Origin of the sequence: Methylorubrum subtropicum (genome assembly GCF_038442325.1) — a bacterium.
Lineage (GTDB): Bacteria > Pseudomonadota > Alphaproteobacteria > Rhizobiales > Beijerinckiaceae > Methylobacterium > Methylobacterium subtropicum.
In genome coordinates, this window is sequence record NZ_JBBXMW010000002.1 from 312,872 (window position 1) to 335,727 (window position 22,856).

Here is a 22,856-nt window from a genome sequence, read left to right on the forward strand (position 1 = left end):
CGGAACGATGCTCTGTTTGATTGTGCCGCATCGGCTTTTCCGAAAGCCGGTTTCCACCTTTCGGGCCGATGCTTCAGAGCCGCAGGGCACCCGCCGCGATCTGTTCGTACAGCGCCGGATCGAGCGGGCGGTAGGCGCCGTCGCGGTCGATGTAGAGCGGGTCGGTGGTGCGGGCCGGGTCGTAGCCCTCTTCCGCCAGCACGGCCTTCTTCTGCTTGAAGGTCTCGGTGTGGCCGAGTTCGTCCATCAGGCGCAGGAACAGCGGGCGGGCGTAGGCCGGCAGCCGCTCGGCCATGTCGGCGTGGAGCCGGGCGAGGTCGAAGCCGGGGCCGACGGTCAACGCGGCCATCCCGGCGCGGCCGTCGGCGCCCGGCACCGCGACGCCGTAGACGCAGGCCTCCGTGACGCCCTCGGTGCGGCCGAGCGCTTCGGCGACTTCGGTGGTGGCGACGTTCTCGCCCTTCCAGCGGAAGGTGTCGCCGATGCGATCGACGAAGTAGTAGTAGCCCTGCGCGTCGCGCCGCATCAGGTCGCCGGTGCGCATCCAGGCATCGCCCGGTTTGAGGACGTCGCGCAGCACCTTGCGGTCGCTCTCGGACGCGTTGGTATAGCCCTCGAAGGTGTATTCGGCCTTGTCCGACAGGCGGCCCAGAAGTTCGCCCGCCTCGCCGAATTCGGTGGGCACGCAAGCCCCGTTAGCGTCACGTAGGGGGAGCCCGGTGGCGATGTCGTGCTTGACGATGAGGGCGGGCGAGCGCCGCGCCATGAAGCTCGGCACGCGCCCGACCGCGCCGACCCGACCCTCGACGTTGTAGAGCGAGAGCGTGCCCTCGGTCGCGGCGTAGAACTCCAGGATGCGGGGAATCGCGAAGCGCTTCTGGAAGCGCTCCCACACCTCCGGGCGCAGGCCGTTGCCGGTGCAGAGGCGCAACGAATGCGCGCGCTCCTGCGGGTCGGGCGCGGCCAGCGTCAGGTAGCGGCACAGCTCGCCGATATACTGGAACAGGGTGGCACCCGATTCCGCGACGTCCGACCAGAACCGGCTCGCCGAGAATTTTTCGCGAATGACGACAGAGCCGCCGCCGAGCAGGACGCTGCCCGGCGCCACGACGCCGCCGACGCTGTGGTAGAGCGGCAGGCAATCGTACATGCGGTCGTCCGGCCCCGGATCGGCGAGGCCCGCGAACCAGTGGGTCCACATCATGATGCGGTGATGGCTGACGCGGGCGGCCTTCGGCAGGCCGGTGGTGCCGGAGGTGTAGATCAGCAGCGCCGGGTCGCGCAGGCTCACCGCGGGCGCCTCGTCGGCACCGAGCGGCTCAGCCCCGAACCGCGCGGCCTGCGCGGCGAGCGAGGCTTCGGCGCCCTCCCCCTGCCAGCAGAGTTCGGGCGGCGACGCGAGATGGGGCCACGCGCCCTCGACCGCCTCGGCGAGGTCGGTCGCGGCGATCAGGAGGCGCGGCGCGGCCGTATCGATGCAGTGGGCGAGCCCCCGCTCGCGCAGGTTGGTGTTGAGCAAAGCCACCCGCACGCCGACGCGGGTCAGGCCGAGCCAGATCGCGAGGTAATCAGGCCGGTTGCGCATCATCAGCGCGACGGTGTCGCCCTTGGCGAGCCCCTGGGCCAGCGCCCAGCGGGCGTAGCGATGGCGCCGCGCGGCGAGATCGCCGTGGGTCAGGGTCTCGTCGGTGCCGATCAGCGCCGGAGCGCCGGCCCGCTCGGCGGCGACCGTGTCGAGGATGAGCGGGAAGATGCGGTCCGGGTTCGCGTCGATGCGCGCGGTGCGCTCCAGCGCGCCAATCCAGCCGGCGGTGGAGGAGGTACGCGGCGGGGCGATGGGGGACGGGGCGGTGTGCAGGGTCGTCATGATGGTGTCCGTTCGGTCGCGCCGGTTACGCGCATCCCCTCTCCCCGCACGCGGGGAGAGGGCTTCGGCGACCTCGTCGTCGCCGAAGCGAGGCGGCAGCCGAGGTGTGAGGGGGCTTTTCCGAAGGAGACTCGTCCGTCGAGTCCCCCTCACCTTCGCTTCCGCTTGTCGCGACGACGACAGGGTCGTCGCGACCCTCTCCCCGCACGCGGGGAGAGGGGATTCAGCTTCGCCCGCGCGGGTTAACCGGAGGCGTCGTCAGGCCATCGCCTCGGCGGCGGCCCTCAGGGCACGGTTGGCCGCGACCAGCGCGAGCCAGTTCCGGAACAGCCGCGCCGCCCCGTCCTGCCACGCGGCCGGGCGCGGCGGGGTCGCGTCCATGGCGGGGAAGTCGGCGTGGAGCGCCGGGGCGCGGTGTCGGCGGGCGCGGTCGGCGAAGAAGGCCAGCTGCTCGGCCGCGTCGGCGGTGTAGTAATGTTCGGGCAGGTCCGGGCAGGTGTCGCGGCTGCCGTCGAGGAAGCGGCCGATGTCGCGGCGGTATTCGCGCGCCAGCGTGTCCGCGTCGTATTCCGGGTGCCCCTGCAGGAACACCATCAGGCTCGCGCCCTCGCGGATGAACAGATCGACGCCGACATCCTCCGAGCGGCGCAGCACCGTGTAGCCCTTGGCGGTCAGCTCGGCCTCGGGCAGGTCGTTCCAGCGCGAATGCGGCACCGGCATCAGCGGGCTCAGGCCGGCGAGCAGCGGATGCACGCTCGACGCCGCGCAGGCATAGACGCCGGAGAACTTCGTCGCCATCGGTCGGCGCTCGATGCCATCGAGATGCAGCACGGCGGCATGCGCGGCGAGGCACGAGAACAGCGTCGAGACCGTGCCGCGGGCGGCCCAATCCACGACTTCCGTGAAGTCGGCGTAATAGGGTTCTTCGTCGAGGCGGGCGGCCTTCGGCTCGGAGCCGGTGACGACCAGCGCGTCGAGCCCGGCCGCGGCGAGCGCGGTGTGGGGCGCGTAGAACCGGTCGAGATGGGCGCGGGCCAGCGGCCCGCGCGGCACCGAGGCGAGGCTGAAGAAGCTCAGCTCCACGTCCCCGCCGATGAGGCGCCGGAACTGGCGCTCGGTCTGGACGAGCGCGGTGTCCGGCATGTTGTTGAGGAGCCCGATCCGCAGGCGCGGCGCGGGGGCCGCCGCCTCGAACCGGGGCGGCGGAGCGGTCTCGGCGAAGCCGGCCTCGCCGGAGGCAGCGTGTTCCAGCATGCGTCTCTCCTCTCGAACGGGTGGGGCCGGGCGTGTTTGGCCGACGCGTCAGGCCGCGAGCGCCAGGGGCCGGGCGGCGGCGAGCGCTTGGTCGAGGTCGGCGACGATGTCGTCGATGTGCTCGATGCCGACGCTGATCCGGATGGTCTCGGGCAGCACGCCCGCGACCCGCTGCTCGTCCGGCGTCATCTGGCGGTGGGTGGTCGAGGCCGGGTGGCAGGCGAGCGACTTGGCGTCGCCGATGTTGACGAGCCGCTTCACGAGCTTCAGCGCGTCGTAGACCGTCTTGCCGGCCTCGAACCCGCCCTTCACGCCGAACGTCAGCAGCGAGGAGCCCTCGCCGCCGAGATATTTTTGCGCCATCGCGTGGTTGGGGCTGTCGGGAAAGCCCGCGTAGTTGACCCACTCGATGCCCGGATGCGCCCGCAGGTATTCGGCGACCTTGCGGGCGTTCTGGACGTGGCGCTCGACGCGGAGCGCCACCGTCTCGATGCCTTGCAGCAGCAGGAAGGCCGACATGGCGGGGAGCACCGCGCCGGTGGTGCGCTGGTAGACGCTGCGGGCGCGGGCCGCGAACGCGCCGCGGCCGAACCGCTCGCTGTAGACGAGGCCGTGATACGACACGTCCGGTGTCGAGAATTGCGGGAAGCGCTCAGGGTACGCGGCCCAGTCGAAATTGCCCGAATCGACCACGATGCCGCCGAGGGTGGTGCCGTGCCCGCCCATGAACTTGGTGAGCGAGGCGATGACGATGTCGGCCCCGTAATCGATCGGCCGCATCAGGATCGGCGTCGGTACGGTGTTGTCGACGACGAGCGGCACGCCGTGGGCGTGGGCGACCTTTGCGAGCGCCTCGATATCGCAGATGTTGCCGGCCGGGTTGCCGATCGACTCGCAGTAGACCGCGCGGGTCTCGCCATCGATCAGCCGCTCGATGTCCTCGGGCCGGTCGCTCGCGGCGAAGCGGGTGACGATGCCCTGGCGCGGCAGCACGTGGGCCAGCAGCGTGTGTGTGGTGCCGTAGAGCTGGGGCACGCAGACGATGTTGCCGCCGTGGTCGGCCAGCGTCGCGATGGCGTAGTGGAGCGCCGCCTGCCCCGTGGCGACGGCGAGCGCAGAATGGCCGCCCTCCAGTTCCGCCACGCGCCGCTCCAGCACGTTCACGGTCGGGTTGGCGATGCGGCTGTAGCGAAAACCCTCTTCCTCGAGATTGAACAGGGCGGCGCCGTGGTCGGCGCTGTCGAATGCGTAGGCGACGCTCTGGTAGATCGGCACGGCGACCGCGTGGGTGGTCGGATCGTGCTCGAAGCCGGCGTGGACCGCGATGGTTTCGCTGCGCATGGTGCTGTGTCGTCCTACGGAACCCGAGGGTCGGCGGGCCTGCCGCAAGGCCGGGACCACGCCGGAATGTGCCGAAACGGCACGCAATCAGCAGTGCCCGGCGAGGCCTGCACGGTCGCGCTCGCCGGTTGATTTTGGTGAAAGATCAGGGGGATGGCCGCGCAGCCCACAGCCTGAGGGCCGTCTTTCCCGCCGCATGGTTGCGGAATTCTACGTAGAAACGCTGTCCCCGGATGAGCCGAACGTATCGTTTCGGGCCCTCTACTCTACAGCCAAGTCACGATTCGGCCCGAATTCCAGTTCTGGCATCGAACGCGTTAGGCATATCGCGAAGACGATCTTGCAAGATCAAGTCGTCTGTGGTGGTGCTGGATCGGGGCGCCTCCGGAGTGGTCCTGGACGCCCCACCCGATTTCTGAGCGAGGAAGACGTGTCTACCACCCCGATGATTGCGTCCGTGACGACGGGCGATCTGCGGCCGGCCCCGATCGAGCCGAGCTGGATTCACGAGGGGATGCCGATCGCGCGCAACACCATGCTGTCGCGCAGCGCCGACCGCCTGGCCTGGACGCTCGTCTGGGACTGCACCGCCGGAAAGTTCGAGTGGCATTACGACATCGACGAGACGATCCACTTCCTCGAAGGCTCGGCCACGATCAGCGACGGCATCAACCCGGCCAAGACCTTCGTGGCCGGCGACGTGCTGTTCATCCCCCGCGGCGCGGTCTGCCACTGGCATGTCGAGAGCTACGTGCGGAAGGTCGCCTTCTGCCGCCAGACCCAGCCGAAGTATCTCGCGCTGGCGCTGCGCGCCTTCGCCAAGGCCAAGAAGATGCTGCGCCGCAAGTCCGCGCCGGCAACCGGCGGCGGCCTGCTCGAAGCGGCCTGACCCAGCCTCGGGGCCGCTCGTTGGCGGCCCCGCTTCCCCCTTCCTTCGAGGCGCGTGCCATGACGCAGGACACGGACACCTGGACCTTCTTCGAGGGCGCGTGGCATCCCGGCAACGTCCGGATCATGGGCCCGCGCAGCCACGGCGCTTGGCTCGGCTCGACGGTGTTCGACGGCGCCCGCGCCTTCGAGGGCGTCACGCCCGACCTCGACCTGCATCTGGCCCGCGTCAACCGCTCGGCGGTGGCGCTCGGCCTCGAGCCCAAGGTGTCGGTGGCGGAGTGGACCGATCTCGTCGCGCAGGGGCTGTCGCGCTTCGCAACCGACGCGGAACTCTACATCCGGCCGATGTACTGGGCCGAAAGCGGGTTCGCCGGCGGCGTCCGGTTCGATCCCGCCTCCACCAACTGGTGCCTGTCGATCTACACCGCGCCGATGCCGCTGCCGTCGGGCGTGCGCGCGACGCTCTCTCCCTTCCGCCGCCCCTCCATCGAAGTCGCCCCGGTCGATGCCAAGGCGGGCTGCCTCTATCCGAACGGCGCCCGCGCGCTCACCGAGGCGCTGTCGCGCGGCTTCGGCAACTGTCTGATGCTCGACGGCCTCGGCAACGTCGCCGAATTCGCCAACGCCAACGCCTTCCTGGCGCGCGACGGCGTGGTCTACACACCGGTGCCGAACGGCGTGTTCCTGGCCGGCATCACCCGCGCGCGGGTGATCGCGCTCCTGCGGGGGGCGGGCGTCACGGTGGTGGAGAAGACGCTGCGCTACGACGACTTTTTGGGTGCCGACGAGGTGTTCACCGCGGGCAACTTCGCCAAGGTCGCGCCGGTGACCGGGCTGGATGACGTGCGGTTCGAGCCGGGGCCGATGTTCCGGCTGGCGCGGCAGCTGTATTGGGACTTTGCGCACGGGCGCCAGAACTGAGCGCCCTTCCCTCCCCCCTCCGCGGGGGAGGGTGGCCCCCGAAGGGGGTCGGGAGAGGGGAGCGACGGTGCCGCTTGGCCGCGCTCGACCAGCCATCTCCGGAAGCGTGCTTCCCCTCTCCCGCCCGCTCCGCGGGCACCCTCCCCCGCGGAGGGGGGAGGGTTTTTTTACCGTCCCGCCAACGCCTTCTCCCTTATCGCCGTCAGCGTCGCGCCCGGCGCGATGGCATCGACCGCGATCTTCACGTGGATGATCGCCGGGCGCTTGGCCGCCAGCGCCGCATCGAGCGCGGCAGCAAAATCCTCCGTCCGCTCCACCGTGAACCCCACCCCGCCGAACGCCCGCGCATAGGCCGCAAAATCCGGGTTCACGAGATCGGTGGCGCAGACGCGGCCGGGAAAATCCCGCTCCTGATGCATGCGGATCGTGCCGTAGCTGGCGTTGTCGGCGACGATGCAGACGATGTTCAGGCCGTACTGCACGGCGGTCGCGAATTCCTGGCCGTTCATCAGGAAGTCGCCGTCGCCGTTCAATGAAATCACGATGCGCTCGGGGTAGAGCCGCTTCATCGCGACCGCCGCGGGCACGCCGTAGCCCATCGAGCCCGAGGTCGGCGCCATGTGGGTGGCGAGCCGCCGGAAGCGGTAGAAGCGGTGGATCCAGGCGGCGTAGTTGCCCGCGCCGTTGCACAGGATCGCGTCGGAGGGCAGCGCGTCGCGTAACTGAATCATCACCTCGCCGAAATTGACCGCGCCGGGCTGCGGCGTCGCCGTCTCGCTCCAGGCGAGGTAATCGGCATGGCCCGCCCGCGCGCCCTCCGACCACGGCGTCGCGGCGGGCGCCGGCAGACGCGCGAGCGCGGCGGCCGTGCGGGTCGGGCCGGCGTTGATGGCCAGATGCGGGACGTAGACCCGCCCCAATTCCTCCGGGCCCGGATGGATGTGGACGAGCCGCGTGCGCGGGGCCGGGATGTCGAGGAGCGAGTACATCTGGCTCGCCACCTCGCCGAGCCGCCCGCCGAGCACGATCAGCAGGTCGGCGGCCTTCACCCGCGCGACGAGCTTGGGGTTGGCGGCGAGGCCAAGGTCGCCCGCGTAGTTCGGATGCAGCGGGTCGAACAGCGGCAGGCGGCGATAGCTCGTCGCCACCGGCAGATCGAAGGCTTCCGCGAAGGCGCGGATGTCGGCGTAGGCGCGCTCGTCCCAGCGGCTGCCGCCGAGCACGAGGAAGGGGTTTTGCGCTTCCGCCAACAGCGCGGCCAGCCGCTCCATGTCCTCGACGCCCGGCGCGGCCTCGACCGGCACGAAGGCCGGCGCGGTCGGGCCGGAGACGGGATCCTTCAGCATGTCCTTGGGCAGCGCCATCACCACCGGGCCGGGGCGACCGCCGCAGGCGGTGTGGAAGGCGCGGGAGACGTATTCGGGCACGCGCGCGCCGGTCTCGATCTCGGTCGCCCATTTGGCGATCGGCCCGAAGGCCGCGCGGTAATCGACCTCCTGCCACGCCTCGCGGTCGCGAAGCCCCCGCTCGATCTGGCCGACGAACAGGATCATCGGCGTCGAATCCTGCTGGGCGATGTGGATGCCCGCCGCCGCGTTGGTGGCGCCGGGGCCGCGGGTGACGAAGCAGATGCCCGGTCGGCCCGTCGCCTTGCCGTGGGCCTCGGCCATCATCGCCGCGCCCCCCTCCTGGCGGCAGACCGTGATCGGGATGCCGGACTCGTGCAGCGCGTCGAGCACCGGCAGGTAGCTCTCGCCCGGCACCGCGAAGACGTGGCCGACGCCGTTGGCGACGAGCTGGTCCACGAGCGCCTGGGCGGCCGTGCGGGGGGTCGGATCGGACATCGCGCGAACCTCGGATTGGGGCGACATCCGCCCGGAAAACTGTTCCGGATCGGGACCGTGCGTCGGTCCAAGCCCGCGTTCGTGCCGCGAACGGACAGATTTCGGCCCCTCCGGCCGGGCCCTTCATTTGCAGAAGAGGCCGCGAGGACCGGATCGGCATAGGCGCCAACCGATAACGTCCGGTTTCGAACCGGAATGCGGCGGGCGTCACCGGGTCGGACCTCGAACGAAATCCCCGCTCTTTCGGATGGTCGATGCCATGGCCGCGTACCGGAGTTCCTTCGCGACGAATGTCCGGGTCGATCCGCTGGAGGCTGCCGCGATGAGCCTCGCGCCCGACGCGCCGCCCCCGCCGGTGGCGGATGCCGGCCTGCTGAAGCAGGCGATGCGCCGCCTCGTCGGCGGGGTCGTCGTCGTCACCGCGGGCAGCGGCGAGGACCGGGTCGGGCTCACCGCCACCTCGGCGGTCTCGCTCTCGGTCGATCCGCCGACCATGCTGGTCTGCGTCAACCGCGCCTCCTCGACCTGGCCGGTGATCGTCAAGCGCCAGCATTTCTGCGTCAGCATCCTGGCCGCCGGGCACCGCCCCGTCGCCGAGCGCTTCGCCGGAATCGGGGCGCTGCGCGGTCCCGCCCGCTACGCCGGCGCCGAGTGGACCACCATGGCGTCGGGCGCGTCCGGCCTCACCGAGGCGCAGGCGATCATCGATTGCGACCTCGAAGAGGTCATCGAGCGGCACAGCCACGCCATCCTCCTCGGCGCCGTGCGCGAGGTGCGCCTCGGCGGCGAGGCCGGCGCGCTGGTCTACGGCGGCGGCAACTTCATCGACCTGTCGCCGCCGTAGCGAAGCATTCGATTAACTGAACCAATACTTAACATCGAAATTCGGATTGATTCGAAAATTCGGAAGAGACCTTATCGCGGCGATGATTGTATCGCCGCCGGACAGGTCGCAGCCCATCACCAGAACTGCAACGGACAAGAGGCGCGAGACACCATGTCGGAGATGATGATTGAGACCGTGGCGAACCGGACGATGGGTCTGGCCTACGAGATCGCCGGGCGGCACGCGATCAAGCCGGAATTCGGCGCGGGCGACGCGCTGGTCGATGTCGGCCTGTCCTCGCTCGACTTGGTGAACCTGATGATCGCGGTCGAGGCCGAGTTCGACATCATGATCCCGCCCGCGGCGCTGACCCCGAAGAACTTCTACTCGATCGAGACCATCGCCCGGATGGTCGAGACCGTGAAGGCGGCCCCGTCCGCCTGACCTGACGAAGACTGCAAGAACTGCCGGCGCGGCCGGCTTCATTTCTGGGGAGCCAAGCCATGACCATCCAGCCGATGACCGGCCCCGACGACGTCCTCGCCACCGACCTCACCGCGCGCGCCGCCGCGGTGGCGGCGGTGGCCGCCCTCCACGCCGAGGCGGTGGACCGCGACGGGCGCTTCCCCGAGGAGGCGGTCGCCGCGCTGAAATCACAGCGCCTGCTGGGCGCCGCGGTGCCGATCGAACTCGGCGGCGAGGGCGCCACGATCCGGGCGCTCGCCGACATCTGCTACGCCCTCGGCCGCGCCTGCGCCTCGACGGCGATGATTTTTGCCATGCACCAGACCAAGGTAGCCTGCCTGACCCGGCACGGCCGGGGTGATGCGTGGCGCGACGGCCTGATCCGCCGCATTGCCGACGAGCAACTGCTGCTGGCCTCCTCCACGACCGAGGGCCAGGGCGGCGGCAACGTCCGCTCCTCGGCCGCCGCCATCGAGAGCGACGGCGAGAGCGTGAGTCTGGAGCGGGCCGCCACCGTGATCTCCTACGGCGCCCAGGCCGACGGCGTCGTCACCGTCGCCCGCCGCAACGCGGACGCCGCCGCCTCCGATCAGGTGCTCTGCGTGTTCCTCAAGGAGGATTACACGCTGGAGCGCCTCAGCGGCTGGGAGACGCTCGGCATGCGCGGCACCTGCAGCAGCGGGTTCCGCCTCGTCGCCAAGGGCCGGCCCGAGCAGGTGCTCTCCGCCCGCTACGGCGATGTCCACAACCAGACCATGACGCCGGTCTCGCACATCCTCTGGTCGAGCGCATGGGCCGGTATCGCCGCCAGCGCCGTCGACCGCGCCCAGGCCTTCACCCGCACCGCCATGCGCGGCGCGGGCGGCGTCGCCCCTCCCGGCGCGCTCCACTACGCCCGCGCCGTGTCGAGCCTGAAGCAGGCCCGCGCGCTGATCGTCCAGGGTCTCGACCGGTTCGAGGCCGCGGGCGACGACGCGGCGGCCCTCGCCGGCCTCGATTTCCAGACCGCGATCACGATGCTCAAGGTCGAGGTCTCCGAACTCGCCGTCGCCGCGGTGTCGAGCGCGATGCGGGCCAACGGGCTCGCCGGCTACCGCCAGGACGGCGCCTTCAGCGTCGGGCGCGCGCTGCGCGACATCCTCTCGGCGCCGATCATGATCCACAACGACCGCATCGTCGCCAACCTCGCCACCGCGACCCTGATGTCCCCGGTCGCCGCCTCGCTCGGCGCCTGATCCCCTCCCCCGCCCTCATTCTTCGAGAGATTGCCGCCATGAACATGCCTGTGATGAACGCGCCGGCCGCCCCGCCCGCGACCGATCCGCTCGACTCCCTGTTCGACGCGATGTTCAAGCCAATGAACGCGCAAGGCGTCTACGCCCGCACCGGCGCCTACGAGTCGGTGGTCGAGGCATTGGCCGCCTTCATCTCGGCCCGCCGCGACGAGGGCACGGAAGTGTTCCGCTTCCCGCCGGTGATGAGCCGCGCGCATCTGGAGCGCCACGGCTACCTCAAGAGCTTTCCGAATCTTCTGGGCTGCGTCTCGTGCCTCGAAGGCTCAGAGACCGAAATCCGCGGCTACGCCGACCGCCACCTGAACGGCGGCGACTGGACCGAGGGCCTGGAGACCGCCGACCTCGTCCTAACCCCGGCCGCCTGCTACCCGGTCTACCCGATCGCCGCAGCCCGCGGGGCGGTGCCGGAAGCCGGCTACCGCTTCGACGTCGCCTGCGACTGCTTCCGCCGCGAGCCCTCGCGCCATCTCGACCGGCTGCAATCCTTCCGCATGCGCGAATACGTCCGCATCGGCACGCCGGAGCAGATCGTCGCCTTCCGCGAGGCCTGGATCGCGACCGCCACCGCCATGGCCGACGAACTCGGCCTCACCTACACGGTCGAGACCGCGAGCGATCCGTTCTTCGGGCGGCTCGGCCAGATCATGGCCTTCAGCCAGCTCGAACAGGCGCTGAAGTTCGAGCTGCTGATCCCGCTGCGCGGGGCCGCCGCCGGCACCGCCTGCATGAGCTTCAACTATCACCGCGAGCATTTCGGCACGACCTGGGGCCTCAACCTCGCCGACGGCGAGCCCGCCCATACCGGCTGCGTCGCCTTCGGCATGGACCGCCTCGCCGTCGCACTCTTCGCCACCCACGGCGCGACGCTGGCCGACTGGCCGGCCTCCGTCCGCGCCGCGCTGAAGCTCTGAAAGAGAACCGCCGCGATGGCCCTCGACCCGCATGTCAGCCGCTTCCTCGACATGATGGCGCTCGGGGGCACGGGCGGCATCGATCTGCCCGCCCGGCGCGAGGGCCTGCGCGGGCTCTCGCGCCTCGCCGCCGCCGGCCTCGCGACCGGCCCGATGAGCGTGCGCGACCTCACCATGCCCGGCCCCGGTGGGGCGCTGGCGCTTCGGCTCTACGCGCCGGAGGGCGAGGCGCCAGAGAGCGAGACACCCGGCCCCGGCCTCGTCTTCCTGCACGGCGGCGGCCTCGTCACCGGCGACCTCGACACCCACGATGCGATGTGCCGCACGCTCTGCGATTCAGGCCGGATGCGGGTGGTCGCGGTTGAGTACCGGCTCGCCCCCGAGCACCCGTTTCCGGGCGGCCTCGACGACGCGCTCGCCGCGACCCGCTGGGTCATGGAGCACGCGGCCGACCTCGGCATCGATCCGGCGCGGCTGGCCGTCGGCGGCGAGTCGGCTGGCGCGGGCCTTGCCGCCCGCGTCTGCCAGGAATTTTTGGGAGTCGGCAAAGCACTCGCCGCCCAGCTCCTGATTTGCCCGGTCCTCGACGTCCACGGCGCTGGCGCGTCCCGCCGCGACTTCGCCCGCGGCTACTTCCTCGACGAGGCGACGATCCAGGGCGACCTCGCGGCCTGCGGATCGGAGGCCCTGCCGAACCCGCGCTTCTGCCCCCTGCGCGAAACCGAATTCACCGGCCTGCCGCCGGCCCACATCCACACGGCCGAGTACGACCCCGTGCGCGACGACGGCGAGACTTATGCCGAGCGCCTGACCCGCGCGGGCGTGCCGGTCGTCCACGCGCGCCATGCCGGCATGATCCACTTCTTCTACGGCCTCGGGCGCCTCGTCCCCCGCTCCCGACCGATCCTGTCCGAGATCGCGCGCGATTTCGCCGGCCTCCTGCGAAGCCCCGCGCCCAACGCCTGACCTTTCGACCTGTGGAGTATCCGATGTCCCTGCGTTCCACCGTCCACGCCGAGATCGCCGCCGTCGCCGCCGAGCAGGAGAAGCGGATGCCGCCGATCACCGACGGCCTCGTGATGCTGGAGACCGAGTTCGACTCGCTCTGCTTCGCCCTGCTGGTCGCCCGCATGGAGGACCTGACCGGCGCCGATCCGTTCTCCGAGATGGAGGCCGACGACCTGCCCGTGACGGTCGGCGACCTCGTCGCCCTCTACGACCGCGCCGCGGCCCGGAAGGCGGCGTAAGCGCCATGATCCTGCGCGAGACGCTTTCGAGGGCGGGCGGGCTGGACGGCCTGTTCCTGTCCGATCTCCGCGAGAAAAGGGATCTCGCCGGGATCGTGTTCGGCGAAACCGACGCGTCGGTCAGCCAGGAACTCGCCGGCAAGCGCGTGCTGCTCGCCGTCGGCGGGCAGATGGCGGCGGCCCGCGCGATGCTGGCCCTCGACGGCCTCGTCGCCCGCCTCGCCCTGGTGCCGCCGGGGCTCGCCCCGGAGCACGTCGCCCGCATCGCCGCCGACTCCGAGGCCGAAATCGTCGTCTGCGACGCGGAAGGGCTGCCCGAGGGCGACCTGCCCGGCCTGCCCCGCATCGACATCGAGGCCGCCGCGAAGGCTTCGGCGGAGACCGGCCGAGAGACCGAGTGGGCGCTCGCCACCTCCGGCACCACCGGCGCCCCGAAGCTCGTGGCCCACACCCTCGACGGGCTGGCCGGCGGCATCAACACGTCCGCCGCGCCCGAACCCGGCACGGTCTGGTCCACCTTCTACGACATCCGCCGCTACGGCGGCCTCCAGGTGTTTCTACGCGCGATGCTGGCCCCGGCCTCGCTGGTGCTGTCCGACCGGCACGAGCCGGTGCGCGACTATCTGATCCGCGCGGGCGAGCGGCAAGTCACCCACATCCTTGGCACGCCCTCGCACTGGCGCCTCGCCCTGATGAGCAACGCGCTGACCAAGCTCGCGCCGCGCTACGTCCGGCTGTCGGGCGAGATCGCCGACCAGACCGTGCTCGACCTCCTGCGCGCCGCCTTCCCCGAGGCCCGCATGGCGCATGCCTACGCCTCGACCGAGGGCGGCGTCGGCTTCACCGTCGAGGACGGGCGCGAGGGGTTCCCGGCCTCGCTGATCGGCGCGCGCTCCGGCATCGAGATCGCGGTGCGCGACGACGCGCTCTACGTCCGCTCCGGCCGCACCGGCCGGCGCTACCTCGGGAGCGCGCCCGAGCCGCTGATGGCGGAAGACGGCTTCGTCGATACCGGCGACCTCGTCGAGCGGCGCGGTGAGCGCTTCCACTTCCTCGGGCGACGCAGCGGCGTCATCAATGTCGGCGGCGCCAAGGTGCAGCCCGAAGAGGTCGAGGCCGTCGTCAACCTGCACGCGAGCGTGTCGATGTCCCGCGTGCGGGCGCGGCCCAACCCCATCCTCGGCGCCGTGGTCGAGGCCGAAGTGGTCCTGCGCGCCGGCACCGATGCCGCCGACCCGGCGGCGCTCAAGAAGGCGATCATCGCCCATTGCCGCCCGCGGCTCTCCGGCCACAAGGTGCCGGCGAGCGTGCGCTTCGTCGACGACCTGCCGCTCACCTCGGGCGGCAAGCTGGTGCGGAGGATGCCGTGACCGAAATCCGTGAAGGCCGCCTCGTCGTCGTCACCGGAGCGAGCCGGGGCCTCGGCCTCGCCATGGCCTCGACGCTGGCCGCCGAAGGGTATCGCGTGGTCGCCCTGGCGCGGCGCCCGAGCGAGGCTTTGGAGGCGGCCTGCGAGGTCGCCCCCTTCGGCGCGATTCAATTCATGGCCGCCGATCTCGGCGAGATCGACGCGCTGCAAGGACTCGTCCAGCGGATCAAGGCGGAGCACGGGCCGGTCTACGGCCTCGTCAACAACGCCGCCCTCGGCACGCCGGGCCTGCTCACCACTATGCCGGCCAAGAAGATCGCCGAGTTGGTCCACCTCAACACCGTCGCCCCGATGGTGCTGACCAAGTACCTCGCCCGCGGCATGATGACGGCGGGTGCCGGCCGCATCGTCAACGTCAGCTCGATCATCGCCTTCACCGGCTACAACGCGCTCTCGGTCTACGCCGCCACCAAGGCGTCGATGATCGGCTTCACCAAGTCGCTTGCCCGCGAGGTCGGCCGGCTCGGAGTCACGGTCAACGCGGTGGCGCCGGGCTTCATCGAGACGGCGCTGACGGAGGGGATGGACGAGGCCGAACGCGGCCGGGTCGCCAACCGCAGCGCCCTCAAGCGCCTCGCCGAGCCGCAGGACGTGGCCGATGCCGTCGCCTACCTGATGTCCGACAAGGCCCGCAACATCACCGGAACCGTGCTGACGATCGACGCCGGCAGCACCGCTTGATTTCACCTTCCCACCCATCCCCCTCATCCTGAGGTGCGAGCGAAGCGAAGCCTCGAAGGAGCCCTCCAGTTCGCTCAGCATTCCTCTGGAGCCCTCCTTCGAGGCCGCTGACGCGGCACCTCAGGATGAGGGGGGTGGGTGGGATGAACCCAGCCCTTCCCCGTCCCCGAACCCACCGCCGACCTGACTCCCGATCCGAACGGATGCCCCCCGCATCCGCCCCGGGCCCCAAGCTCAGCGAAGCTCCGCGAGTGTCGCCGATGTTAGCCCTGTCCGACGCCGATGATGTCCCCGTCTTCGCCCAGCCGGAGACGCTCCCGGCCGCACCGGAGCCGGTCAAACCGCGCGCCAAGACGCGCTGCCGCACCATCGAGGAAGCCGACCTCGACGCGGTGATCGGCCTGCTGCGCGCGGGCTTTTCCGACCGTTCGGAGGCCTATTGGCGCCAGGGTCTCGCCCGTCATCGCGCCCAGAACTTGCCCGACGGCGTGCCGCGCTACGGCTACCTCGTGGAGCGGGAGGGCGAGCCCGTCGGCGTGTTGCTGGCGCTCTACCGCGCCGTCGAGGACGCGACCGGCACGCATTGGCGCTGCAACCTGTCGAGCTGGTACGTGAAGCCGGAATACCGCTCGCTGGGCACGCTCCTCGACGGCTTCGCCATGCGCGACAAGGCGGTGACCTACGTCAACGTCTCGCCCGCGCCGCAGACCTGGGCAATGCACAAGGCCCGCGGCTTCAAGACAATCTGCGCCGGCCAGATGCTGACCCTGCCGTGGCTGGGCCGCCACCGCGGCCGGGCGCGGGCCGTCTCGCCCGAGACCCTGGCGCTGCTGCCCGAGGCGGAAGCCCGGCTGGTCGCCGACCACGTCTCCTACGGCTGCCTCGGCCTCGTCTGGTCGGACGGCGAAGGGGCCGGCGCGCTGCTGTTCCAGCGCCGCGCCATCAAGGTGCTGCGGGGCCGGCTCGGCTGGCTGCGCTTCCCCGGCCTCCAACTCGTCTACCATTCGCCCGGTCTCGATCTCGCGTCCTGCCTCGGCGCCGTCGGCCGGCACCTGCTCCTGCGCCGCGCCATGCCCTGGTTCGTCCTCGACGCCCTGGAGCGCCGCACCGACCTCCCCGGCCGCTACTTCCCCGGCCGCGCCCCCAAATTCGCCCGCGGCCCCAACCCGCCGATGGCGGGCGATCTGGCCTATACGGAGATCGTTCTGTTCGGGGCGTGAGCGGCCTCCAAATTGATCTTCAACCTTGCAAACGCGTCCCCCTCTCCCCGCACGCGGGGAGAGAGTCGCGACGACCTCGTCGTCGGCGCGACGAGGCGGCAGCCGAGGTGTGAGGGGGAGCGTCCGGAATAGTCTCATCCGGAAGCGCCCCCTCACCTTCGCCTGCCGGCTCGCTTCGGCGACCACGAGGTCGCCGAAGCCCTCTCCCCGCACGCGGGGAGAGGGGATGCGGTGGCGGCCGAAGCGAATATCCGGAAGCTTACGAGAGCCGCATGCCGTCAGCCCCCTTCCTCGACCGCCGCCGCTTCGGTCTCGGACTCCTCGTAGTGGGCGTTACCGGGCCGGCCGAAGCCGCACCCGCGCCGATCGTCTGCTGGGGCGACAGCCTGACCTTCGGGGCGGGGGTGCAGACCGATGGCGGGCGCTATCCACAAGTCCTGAGCCGGCTCTTCACCCCGGCGCGCCCGGTGCGCAATGCTGGGATCGGCGGGGAGACCTCGACGCAGGTGGCGGCCCGGATGCTGGCCGATCCGCGCTCGCGCGAGGGCGTGGCGGTGATCTGGGCGGGGCGCAACAATTACGACGATCCCAACCGGGTGCGGGCCGACCTGCGGGCGATGGCGGCGCGGTGCGGGCGCAGCCTCGTGCTGTCGATCCTCAACGCCGACGTGCCCGAGGAGCACCGGGGCCGGCCCGGCCACCGGGCGATCCGCGCGCTCAACGATGCGCTGCGCGACGAGCACGGCCACCGCTTCCTCGATGTGCGCGGGCCCCTGGTCGAGCGCGGGCTGGCGATGAACGAGCTCGCCCCGACCGCGCAGGACCGGGCCGACATCGTCGACGACGTGCCGGCCCGGGCGCTCCGGGCCGACCACATCCATCTCAACGACGCCGGTCAGGCCGTCATCGCCACGCTGGTGCGCGACGCGCTCCTCGCCCGCGGCTGGTGAGGCGGCTTCAGCGCGCCGGAGCCGCCAGCGGTGTCCCCTGCGCCGGCACGCCGGCGCCGGGCGCGTCGAGGCGGCGACGCAGCCGTGCGAACGGGCGCTCGACGAAGCGGTGCATCACGGCGGCGAAAGCGAGCGTCAGCGCGCCGCCGACGACGCCCTGGACGAGATGGGAATCGGAAAAACCCGCCACCGCCTCGATCATCGCCGCGTGCACGAGGTAGATCGTGTACGAGTAGAGGCCGATCCGGGTCAGCACAGGCGCCGAGAGCCACCGCGCCGCGCCGGCGCAGGCACTGCCGCGGGCCGGCTGGAGGATGCAGGCGAACAGCACGAACAGGGCGCCGCCCTGGACCGTGTAGCGCAGGGTCTGCCGGAAGGTCTCGTCCCGCACCACGAGGGTGGCGCCGAGGACGCCGAGCGCGGCGAGAGCCTGCCAGCCGCCGGGGCGGTAGCCGGCCGCGCCGTCGAGCAGCGGGTTGCGCCAGAGCGCGAGGCAGCAGCCGAACAGGATCGAATCGGCCCGCGTATGGGTCCAGATATAGGTGTTGGAGGCGTCCGCCAGGGTCATCACCGCGGCGATCCGGAACGCCAGCACGACCCCGCAGGCGATCAGGCAATAGAGCGCGAGCCGCGCCGCCGAGACCCGGCCGAAAGCCATCAGGAAGACGAGCGGGAAGAGCAGGTAGAAATGCTCCTCCACTGCGAGCGACCACAAAGGCAGCGGCAGGGCGCGGGCGATGTCGCCGCCCAGCACGGTCACGTAGTTGCCGGCGAACGCCGCCTGCATCAGCACTACGCCCGCGTCGTAGGGCCCCTTCAGCAGGCCGGCGGCGTAGAGAAGCCCTGCGAAGAGCAGCGTCAGGTAGAGCGGCGGGAAGATGCGGAAGACGCGGCGCAGGTAGAAGTTCCGCAGGCTGACGCCGCCGGTGTTCAGCGCCTCGAACCGCAGCAGCGTGGTGATGAGGTAGCCGCTGAGGAAGAAGAAGATCGTCACCCCGAGCCCGCCGGGCACGATATGCCCGAGCCCGGCATGCGACAGGAACACCAGCCCGACCGCGAGCGCGCGGATGCCGTCGAGTTGCGGCAGATGCGGCATGCTGCCGGGTTTGGCCGTCGGGAGGGATGTCACCGGAGGGCTCCATGGCCGTGGGGCGGCGCGGACGCGGCCGGGCGGTAGCTGCGGCACAGCACGAACAGGCAGTAGAACTGGAAGATCGCCGGCAGCCGGTTATGCGCCAGGAAGATGTAGTTCGTGGCGCTGTTGAGAATGAACAGGATCAGGATCGCCGAGAGCAGGAAGGCGCAGCGGCGCTCCAGGCTCGGATGGGCGAAGACGGCGGACGAGACGAACAGCAGGCCGAGATAGAGGACGCCGCCGACCAATCCTAAGGCGATGAGGATGTCGAGGAAGGTGTTGTGGAACTCGGGCGTGAAGAAATACAGCTCCTGCTCCCACAGCCGCCACACCTTCGAGAACGGGTCGGTGCTGAAGAAGCTCAGGTAACCGTAGCCGAACAGCGGGCGCTCCTTGATGGCTTCGATGCCGTAGGGCCAGAAGCTGGTGCGGCCGGTGAAGTCGGCGCTGCGGCCGAGCGCGGTGGCGATCTCGCCGATGCCGACGAAGGGCAGGCTGAGGGCGAACAGGATCGACAGGCCGGTGACGCCCGCGAAGATCGGGCGGCCGAACCGCGGCAGGAGCCGGGCGGCGAACAGCGTCGCCCCCGCCGCGAGCGTCCCGCCGACCGAGGCGGCCGAGTTCGACAGGATCAGGCCCAGCGCCAGGATGCCGAGCGCCGGCCAGCGCAGGCCGCGGGGGCTCGAACCCGGCAGGAACGACAGCACGAGGATCGCGATCGAGGCCGACATGCCGTGGATGGTCTTGTTGGGGTAGGCCCCGAACAATTCGCCCGTCATCAGGAGGCCCGGCCGGTCGATGTCGGTGCGCACCGTGTCCGGGGTGATCACCACCAGCGCCAGCGAGATCGCGACGAGGATCACGTTGGTCCAGGCGAAGATGCGCAGGAACCGCGCCGGGTGGACCACCGAGGCGAGCGCGGCGGCGATGACCATGTTGAGCGCCAGCATCGTGGCCGGCACGACCGAGGCCCAGGGGTCGTACGACCACGTGGACGAGAGCATGATGTAGCCGGCGAGCGGCACGATCCCGACGAGGCACAGGTCGAGCCCGTTGCGCAGGAAATCGCGGAACACCACCCAGGCGGAGCAGCCGTAGAGAGCGAGCCAGAGGCCGACATAGAGCAGGTTGCCGCGGTTCGACGGCACGTGAGCCTTGTCGCCGCCGAGTTCGTCGCTGCCGCCGGCAAACGTCGCGTAGAACGCGTTGACGCACATCAGCACCGCGAAGACGACGAACGCCGTGCGCCACAGCTCGCCGGTGGCGCGGCGGGGCGCGGCGAGGGCCGGCGCGGCGGAATACGGAATCGCGGTGTCGCTCATGGTCGTGACGCTCTCGGCAGCACGCGCGGGCGGGACGGTTCGTTTGGGCTGAAGCCTCCCACGAAACTCCTGCCGCGCCGTCGCCTCGCGGGTCGAAACGGCGGGCGGCAGGGGATTTCGCGGGACAGGCTTAACCGGGCGGGCGTCAGCGGAAGTCGCGCGGGGTCCAGGCGGCCTCGCGCGCCGACGGCTCGGTCGCGAGCGGGCGGGCACCGAGGGTCTCGCCCGCCGGGCTCGCCTCGCCGCGCAGCACGCCGAGGGCGATGGCGGCCAGGATGCCGAGGACGCCGCCGATCAGGGTGCCGAGCGCCAGGATCACGACCTTGCTCAGGTTGCTCGACTGGTCCGGCGGGATCGCCGCGCCGATGGCCCGGACGTTGTTGAGGTTCACCTGCGTCTGCTCGGTCAGCTCGCGGGAACGGGCGAGGTACTGCGAGTACAGGGTGCGGCGGGTCTCGGCCTCGCGCTCCAGCTCGCGCAGCTCGGTCAGCGCCCGGCTGTCGGCGAAGGAAGCGCGCGACATCGATTCGACGGTGCGGCGCAGCTCCTCCTCGGTCTGCTTGGCGCGGCGGTAGTCGTTGCGGGCGGCGTCGCCGATGCGGCGCAGCTCCTGATCGAGCCCATCCTGCAGCGCGTCGATCTCGCGGCCGACCGAGGCCAGATCGGGATGGCGCGGCCCCAGCACGTTGGCGAGGTTCGCCTTGCGGCGGCGGGCCTCGGCGATCTGGCCGCGCAGCTGCATCACGGCCTGCGACTGCACCGCCTCGCTCAGGCCGTCGAGCTTGCCGTGGAGGGAAGCCGCCTGCTCCATCCGGGCGAGCGCCTCGGTCGAGCGGGCGCGGGCGGTGACGAGCTGGGCGTTGAGGTCGCGCAGGCGCCGGTCGCGGGTGAGCGTGCCGTCGGCGCTGACGAGGTCGTTCTGGCTCTTGAAGGTCTCGACCTTGTCCTCGGCCTTGCGCACGGCGGCGCGCAGCTCGGCGAGGCGATCGTCGAGGGAGGCGCCGGAGCGGCGGGCGAGGTCGGCGCGGGTCTTGCTGGCCTGCTCGGTGTAGATCGATACGAGGTCGTTGGCGATGCGGGCCGACTTGTCGGGATCGCGGGTGGCGACCGTGACCTCGATGACGAAGCTGCGCTCGGCGCGGCGCACGGCGATCTTGCGCTCCAGGGCCTGGAGCGCGGACCGGCGCGGGTCCGGCGTGCGGGCCGAAGACGCACCGAAGAGGTCGGTGACGGCGGTACGCACTTGGCGCAGCAGGCCCGGCGGGTTGCCGACGAATTCGGGATCCTGATCGAGCTTCTCGCGGGTGATCAGGGCATCGAGCACGGCGCTGGAGCGCAGCACCCGCATCTCGTTCTCGACGGTGGCGACCTGGGCGTCGGCGTTGTCGACGCTCGGCGTCACCTCGCGCTCGACCACGCGCAGGCCGCGCGGATCGATGATGACCTGGGCGGTGGCGACGTAGCGCGGCTCCATCGTCGCCACGACGCCGACGGCGCCGAGCAGGCCGAGGATCAGCATGAGGCCGATCAGCCAGCGCCGCCGCCGGAGCATCGCCATCACCATCACCGGGCTGACCGAGCGCGCCTGCCCGGCGGGCTCGGCGCGCCAGTCGAAGGAGGAGAGCGGCACGGCGCCCCGCAGGCTGGTGTGGCTCGTCATTCCACGAAAACCGGAGGCGATCCGGTCCCTCTCATCTCGGCGGCCTCAGGCGACCGCCCATCCGATCCGCCCGGGACAGGCCCGGACGCTGGACCGAGAGACTGCAAGGGTGCTGCCGGACGGGTTGTGTCGCGGAGGGACAGAATCCGGGATGGCGGGGCGCCGCGATCCGGGAGTCGGCGGCGGCGCCGGGCCGCGACGAACGGGGCTGTGCCGATCCGGGAGGGGCATGCCCCGGAAGGCGCGCCGCGCGCCAGGGAACGCGGCCTACGACGTCCGAGGTTTACCCGGACGAACGGGCCGCCGCGGGGGAAAGGCGGCGATACGCGCGGCGGTCGGCCCCGCCTCACCCCTGCCCGAGCGAGCGCGCCTGCACCACCTTGCGCTCGGCGCTCGGCGGCTGGCCGAAGCAGTCGAGATAGGCCTTCGAGAAGTGCGAGGCCGAGGTGAAGCCGCATTCCATCGCCACCGAGAGCAGCGGCATCGCCGTCTGGCGGATCAGGTCGCGGGCGTGCTCCAGGCGGATGCGCAGGTAGTGCTTGGCCGGCGAGCGGCCGAGATACTTGAGGAATAGCCGCTCCAATTGGCGGGTCGAGAGGTGGACCGCCTCGGCGAGTTCCTGGCTGCCGAGCGGCTCGGTGAGCGAGGCCTCCATCAGCCCGACCACCTTGAGGAGCTTCGGGTGCGCCACGCCGAGGCGCATGCGCAGGTCCATCCGCTGGCGCTCGCCCGAATCGCGGATGCGGTGGTGGATGAGCTGGTCGGCGACATAGGACGCCACGCTCGGCCCGTGCTCGCGCATGATCAGCGACAGCATCATGTCGGCCGCCGCCGTGCCGCCCGCGCAGGTGAAGCGGTTGCGGTCGATCTCGAACAGGTCCGAGCCGATCTCCAGCCCCTCGTGCTCCGAGACGAGGCCCGGCAGGTTCTCCCAGTGAATCGTCGCCCGGTAACCGTCCAGCAGACCGGCCTTGGCCAGCACGTAGGTGCCGGTGCAGACCGCGCCCAAAGCCGTGCCGCGGGCGCTCGCCCGGCGGAGCGCGGCGTGCAGCGCCCGGTGGTCCGGCTTCTGGATGTCGAGGCCGCCGCAGACGATCAGCATGTCGAAATCCTGCACCTCGGCGAACCGACCCGAGACCTTGACCTCGATGCCGTTCGACGCGGTGCATTGGGTCCCGTCCTCGGACCAGAGCGAGAAGCGGTAGAGGTCGCGCCCCGCGGCGCGGTTGGCGAGCCGCAACGCCTCGATCGCCGAGGAGAAGGCGATCATCGAGAAACACTCGACCAGCATGAAGCCGACCGTGATCGCCCGGGCGCCCACCGACGCCTCGACCGGCGCCTCGTTGATCGGACACGTCTCCGCGGCCGCTATCGATATTTCCATCCCGACCACCGTTTGTCGGCCTCTGCCGCGGCTTGGTGGGCAAGTTGCGTGCCGACGACACCTGCTGCCGGAAGGCCAGTGACCGCGCGGCGCGTCCGCGGAAGGCGGCGCCCACGACCGGAACTTAATCTCCGATCGCGGGCTCGGCGCAATAGAATAATTCTCATTTGATCGGCGCGCGCATGTTGCACCGCGCGCGATTCGGCGATTCGG

20 protein-coding genes are annotated in these 22,856 nt (G+C 70.9%); 12 read left to right on the forward strand and 8 right to left on the reverse strand.

Going from position 1 to position 22,856, the window contains the following annotated elements:
* Positions 1-73: 73 nt before the first annotated feature.
* The 3 genes from AAHG03_RS04375 to AAHG03_RS04385 all read right to left on the reverse strand — a co-directional run bounded on the left by AAHG03_RS04375 (position 74) and on the right by AAHG03_RS04385 (position 4,462).
* On the reverse strand, positions 74-1,867 hold the full coding sequence (locus AAHG03_RS04375) for a long-chain-acyl-CoA synthetase (RefSeq protein WP_342149038.1): 1,794 nt from the start codon (positions 1,865-1,867) through the stop codon (positions 74-76).
* A 258-nt stretch (positions 1,868-2,125) separates the two neighbouring features.
* Positions 2,126-3,121, reverse strand: coding sequence for a homoserine O-succinyltransferase MetA (gene metA / locus AAHG03_RS04380; RefSeq protein WP_342149039.1), 996 nt, complete (start codon positions 3,119-3,121; stop codon positions 2,126-2,128).
* A 48-nt stretch (positions 3,122-3,169) separates the two neighbouring features.
* A complete protein-coding gene (locus AAHG03_RS04385) occupies positions 3,170-4,462 on the reverse strand; it encodes an O-acetylhomoserine aminocarboxypropyltransferase/cysteine synthase family protein (RefSeq protein ID WP_342149040.1) in 1,293 nt (430 codons plus the stop codon).
* Positions 4,463-4,907: 445 nt separating this feature from the next.
* On the opposite strand from AAHG03_RS04385, the gene AAHG03_RS04390 reads away from it, so the two are divergent.
* Entirely contained in the window at positions 4,908-5,351 is a 444-nt protein-coding gene (locus AAHG03_RS04390) for a cupin domain-containing protein (RefSeq protein ID WP_342149200.1), read from the forward strand.
* Positions 5,352-5,410: 59 nt separating this feature from the next.
* Entirely contained in the window at positions 5,411-6,274 is an 864-nt protein-coding gene (locus AAHG03_RS04395) for a branched-chain amino acid aminotransferase (protein ID WP_342149041.1), read from the forward strand.
* Between the two features lie 167 nt (positions 6,275-6,441).
* Here AAHG03_RS04395 and AAHG03_RS04400 read toward each other — a convergent pair whose 3' ends face one another.
* A complete protein-coding gene (locus AAHG03_RS04400; protein WP_342149042.1) occupies positions 6,442-8,118 on the reverse strand; it encodes a thiamine pyrophosphate-binding protein in 1,677 nt (558 codons plus the stop codon).
* 259 nt (positions 8,119-8,377) lie between these two features.
* Here AAHG03_RS04400 and AAHG03_RS04405 point away from each other — a divergent pair, with 259 nt between their 5' ends.
* The 10 genes from AAHG03_RS04405 to AAHG03_RS04450 all read left to right on the forward strand — a co-directional run bounded on the left by AAHG03_RS04405 (position 8,378) and on the right by AAHG03_RS04450 (position 17,142).
* The gene (locus AAHG03_RS04405) at positions 8,378-8,962 is read left to right on the forward strand and encodes a flavin reductase family protein (RefSeq protein ID WP_412759715.1); all 585 of its coding nucleotides are present in this window, start codon (positions 8,378-8,380) and stop codon (positions 8,960-8,962) included.
* Between the two features lie 153 nt (positions 8,963-9,115).
* Positions 9,116-9,388 carry a phosphopantetheine-binding protein gene (locus AAHG03_RS04410; RefSeq protein ID WP_342149043.1) on the forward strand — a complete coding sequence of 91 codons (273 nt, stop codon included), beginning with the start codon at positions 9,116-9,118 and terminating at the stop codon, positions 9,386-9,388.
* A 59-nt stretch (positions 9,389-9,447) separates the two neighbouring features.
* Positions 9,448-10,644, forward strand: a complete 1,197-nt coding sequence (locus tag AAHG03_RS04415) for an acyl-CoA dehydrogenase family protein (RefSeq protein ID WP_342149044.1) — start codon at positions 9,448-9,450, stop codon at positions 10,642-10,644.
* A gap of 38 nt (positions 10,645-10,682) precedes the next feature.
* The gene (locus AAHG03_RS04420) at positions 10,683-11,615 is read left to right on the forward strand and encodes an amino acid--[acyl-carrier-protein] ligase (protein ID WP_342149045.1); all 933 of its coding nucleotides are present in this window, start codon (positions 10,683-10,685) and stop codon (positions 11,613-11,615) included.
* A 15-nt stretch (positions 11,616-11,630) separates the two neighbouring features.
* Complete coding sequence (locus AAHG03_RS04425; RefSeq protein WP_342149047.1) at positions 11,631-12,581, forward strand: alpha/beta hydrolase; 951 nt, start codon at positions 11,631-11,633, stop codon at positions 12,579-12,581.
* Between the two features lie 23 nt (positions 12,582-12,604).
* A complete protein-coding gene (locus tag AAHG03_RS04430) occupies positions 12,605-12,862 on the forward strand; it encodes an acyl carrier protein (protein WP_342149048.1) in 258 nt (85 codons plus the stop codon).
* A 5-nt stretch (positions 12,863-12,867) separates the two neighbouring features.
* A complete protein-coding gene (locus AAHG03_RS04435) occupies positions 12,868-14,232 on the forward strand; it encodes a class I adenylate-forming enzyme family protein (RefSeq protein ID WP_342149049.1) in 1,365 nt (454 codons plus the stop codon).
* Positions 14,229-14,972 carry an SDR family NAD(P)-dependent oxidoreductase gene (locus tag AAHG03_RS04440; protein WP_342149051.1) on the forward strand — a complete coding sequence of 248 codons (744 nt, stop codon included), beginning with the start codon at positions 14,229-14,231 and terminating at the stop codon, positions 14,970-14,972. Before AAHG03_RS04435 ends, AAHG03_RS04440 begins: the two co-directional genes overlap by 4 nt.
* 260 nt (positions 14,973-15,232) lie before the next feature.
* Positions 15,233-16,192: a hypothetical protein gene (locus AAHG03_RS04445; protein ID WP_342149052.1), complete on the forward strand. Its 960-nt coding sequence runs from the start codon at positions 15,233-15,235 to the stop codon at positions 16,190-16,192.
* Positions 16,193-16,464: 272 nt separating this feature from the next.
* Positions 16,465-17,142 (forward strand): SGNH/GDSL hydrolase family protein, encoded by a 678-nt coding sequence (locus AAHG03_RS04450; RefSeq protein WP_342149053.1) that lies wholly within the window; start codon positions 16,465-16,467, stop codon positions 17,140-17,142.
* A 7-nt stretch (positions 17,143-17,149) separates the two neighbouring features.
* Here the strand turns inward: AAHG03_RS04450 and AAHG03_RS04455 are convergent, their stop codons facing one another.
* The 4 genes from AAHG03_RS04455 to AAHG03_RS04470 form a co-directional block, all read right to left on the reverse strand.
* Positions 17,150-18,271: an acyltransferase family protein gene (locus tag AAHG03_RS04455; RefSeq protein WP_342149054.1), complete on the reverse strand. Its 1,122-nt coding sequence runs from the start codon at positions 18,269-18,271 to the stop codon at positions 17,150-17,152.
* Positions 18,268-19,599 (reverse strand): O-antigen ligase family protein, encoded by a 1,332-nt coding sequence (locus AAHG03_RS04460; RefSeq protein WP_342149055.1) that lies wholly within the window; start codon positions 19,597-19,599, stop codon positions 18,268-18,270. The genes AAHG03_RS04455 and AAHG03_RS04460 overlap by 4 nt, the downstream gene beginning before the upstream one ends.
* A gap of 145 nt (positions 19,600-19,744) precedes the next feature.
* Complete coding sequence (locus AAHG03_RS04465; protein ID WP_342149056.1) at positions 19,745-21,259, reverse strand: GumC family protein; 1,515 nt, start codon at positions 21,257-21,259, stop codon at positions 19,745-19,747.
* Between the two features lie 346 nt (positions 21,260-21,605).
* Positions 21,606-22,637 carry a GlxA family transcriptional regulator gene (locus AAHG03_RS04470; RefSeq protein ID WP_342149203.1) on the reverse strand — a complete coding sequence of 344 codons (1,032 nt, stop codon included), beginning with the start codon at positions 22,635-22,637 and terminating at the stop codon, positions 21,606-21,608.
* Positions 22,638-22,856: the final 219 nt, after the last annotated feature.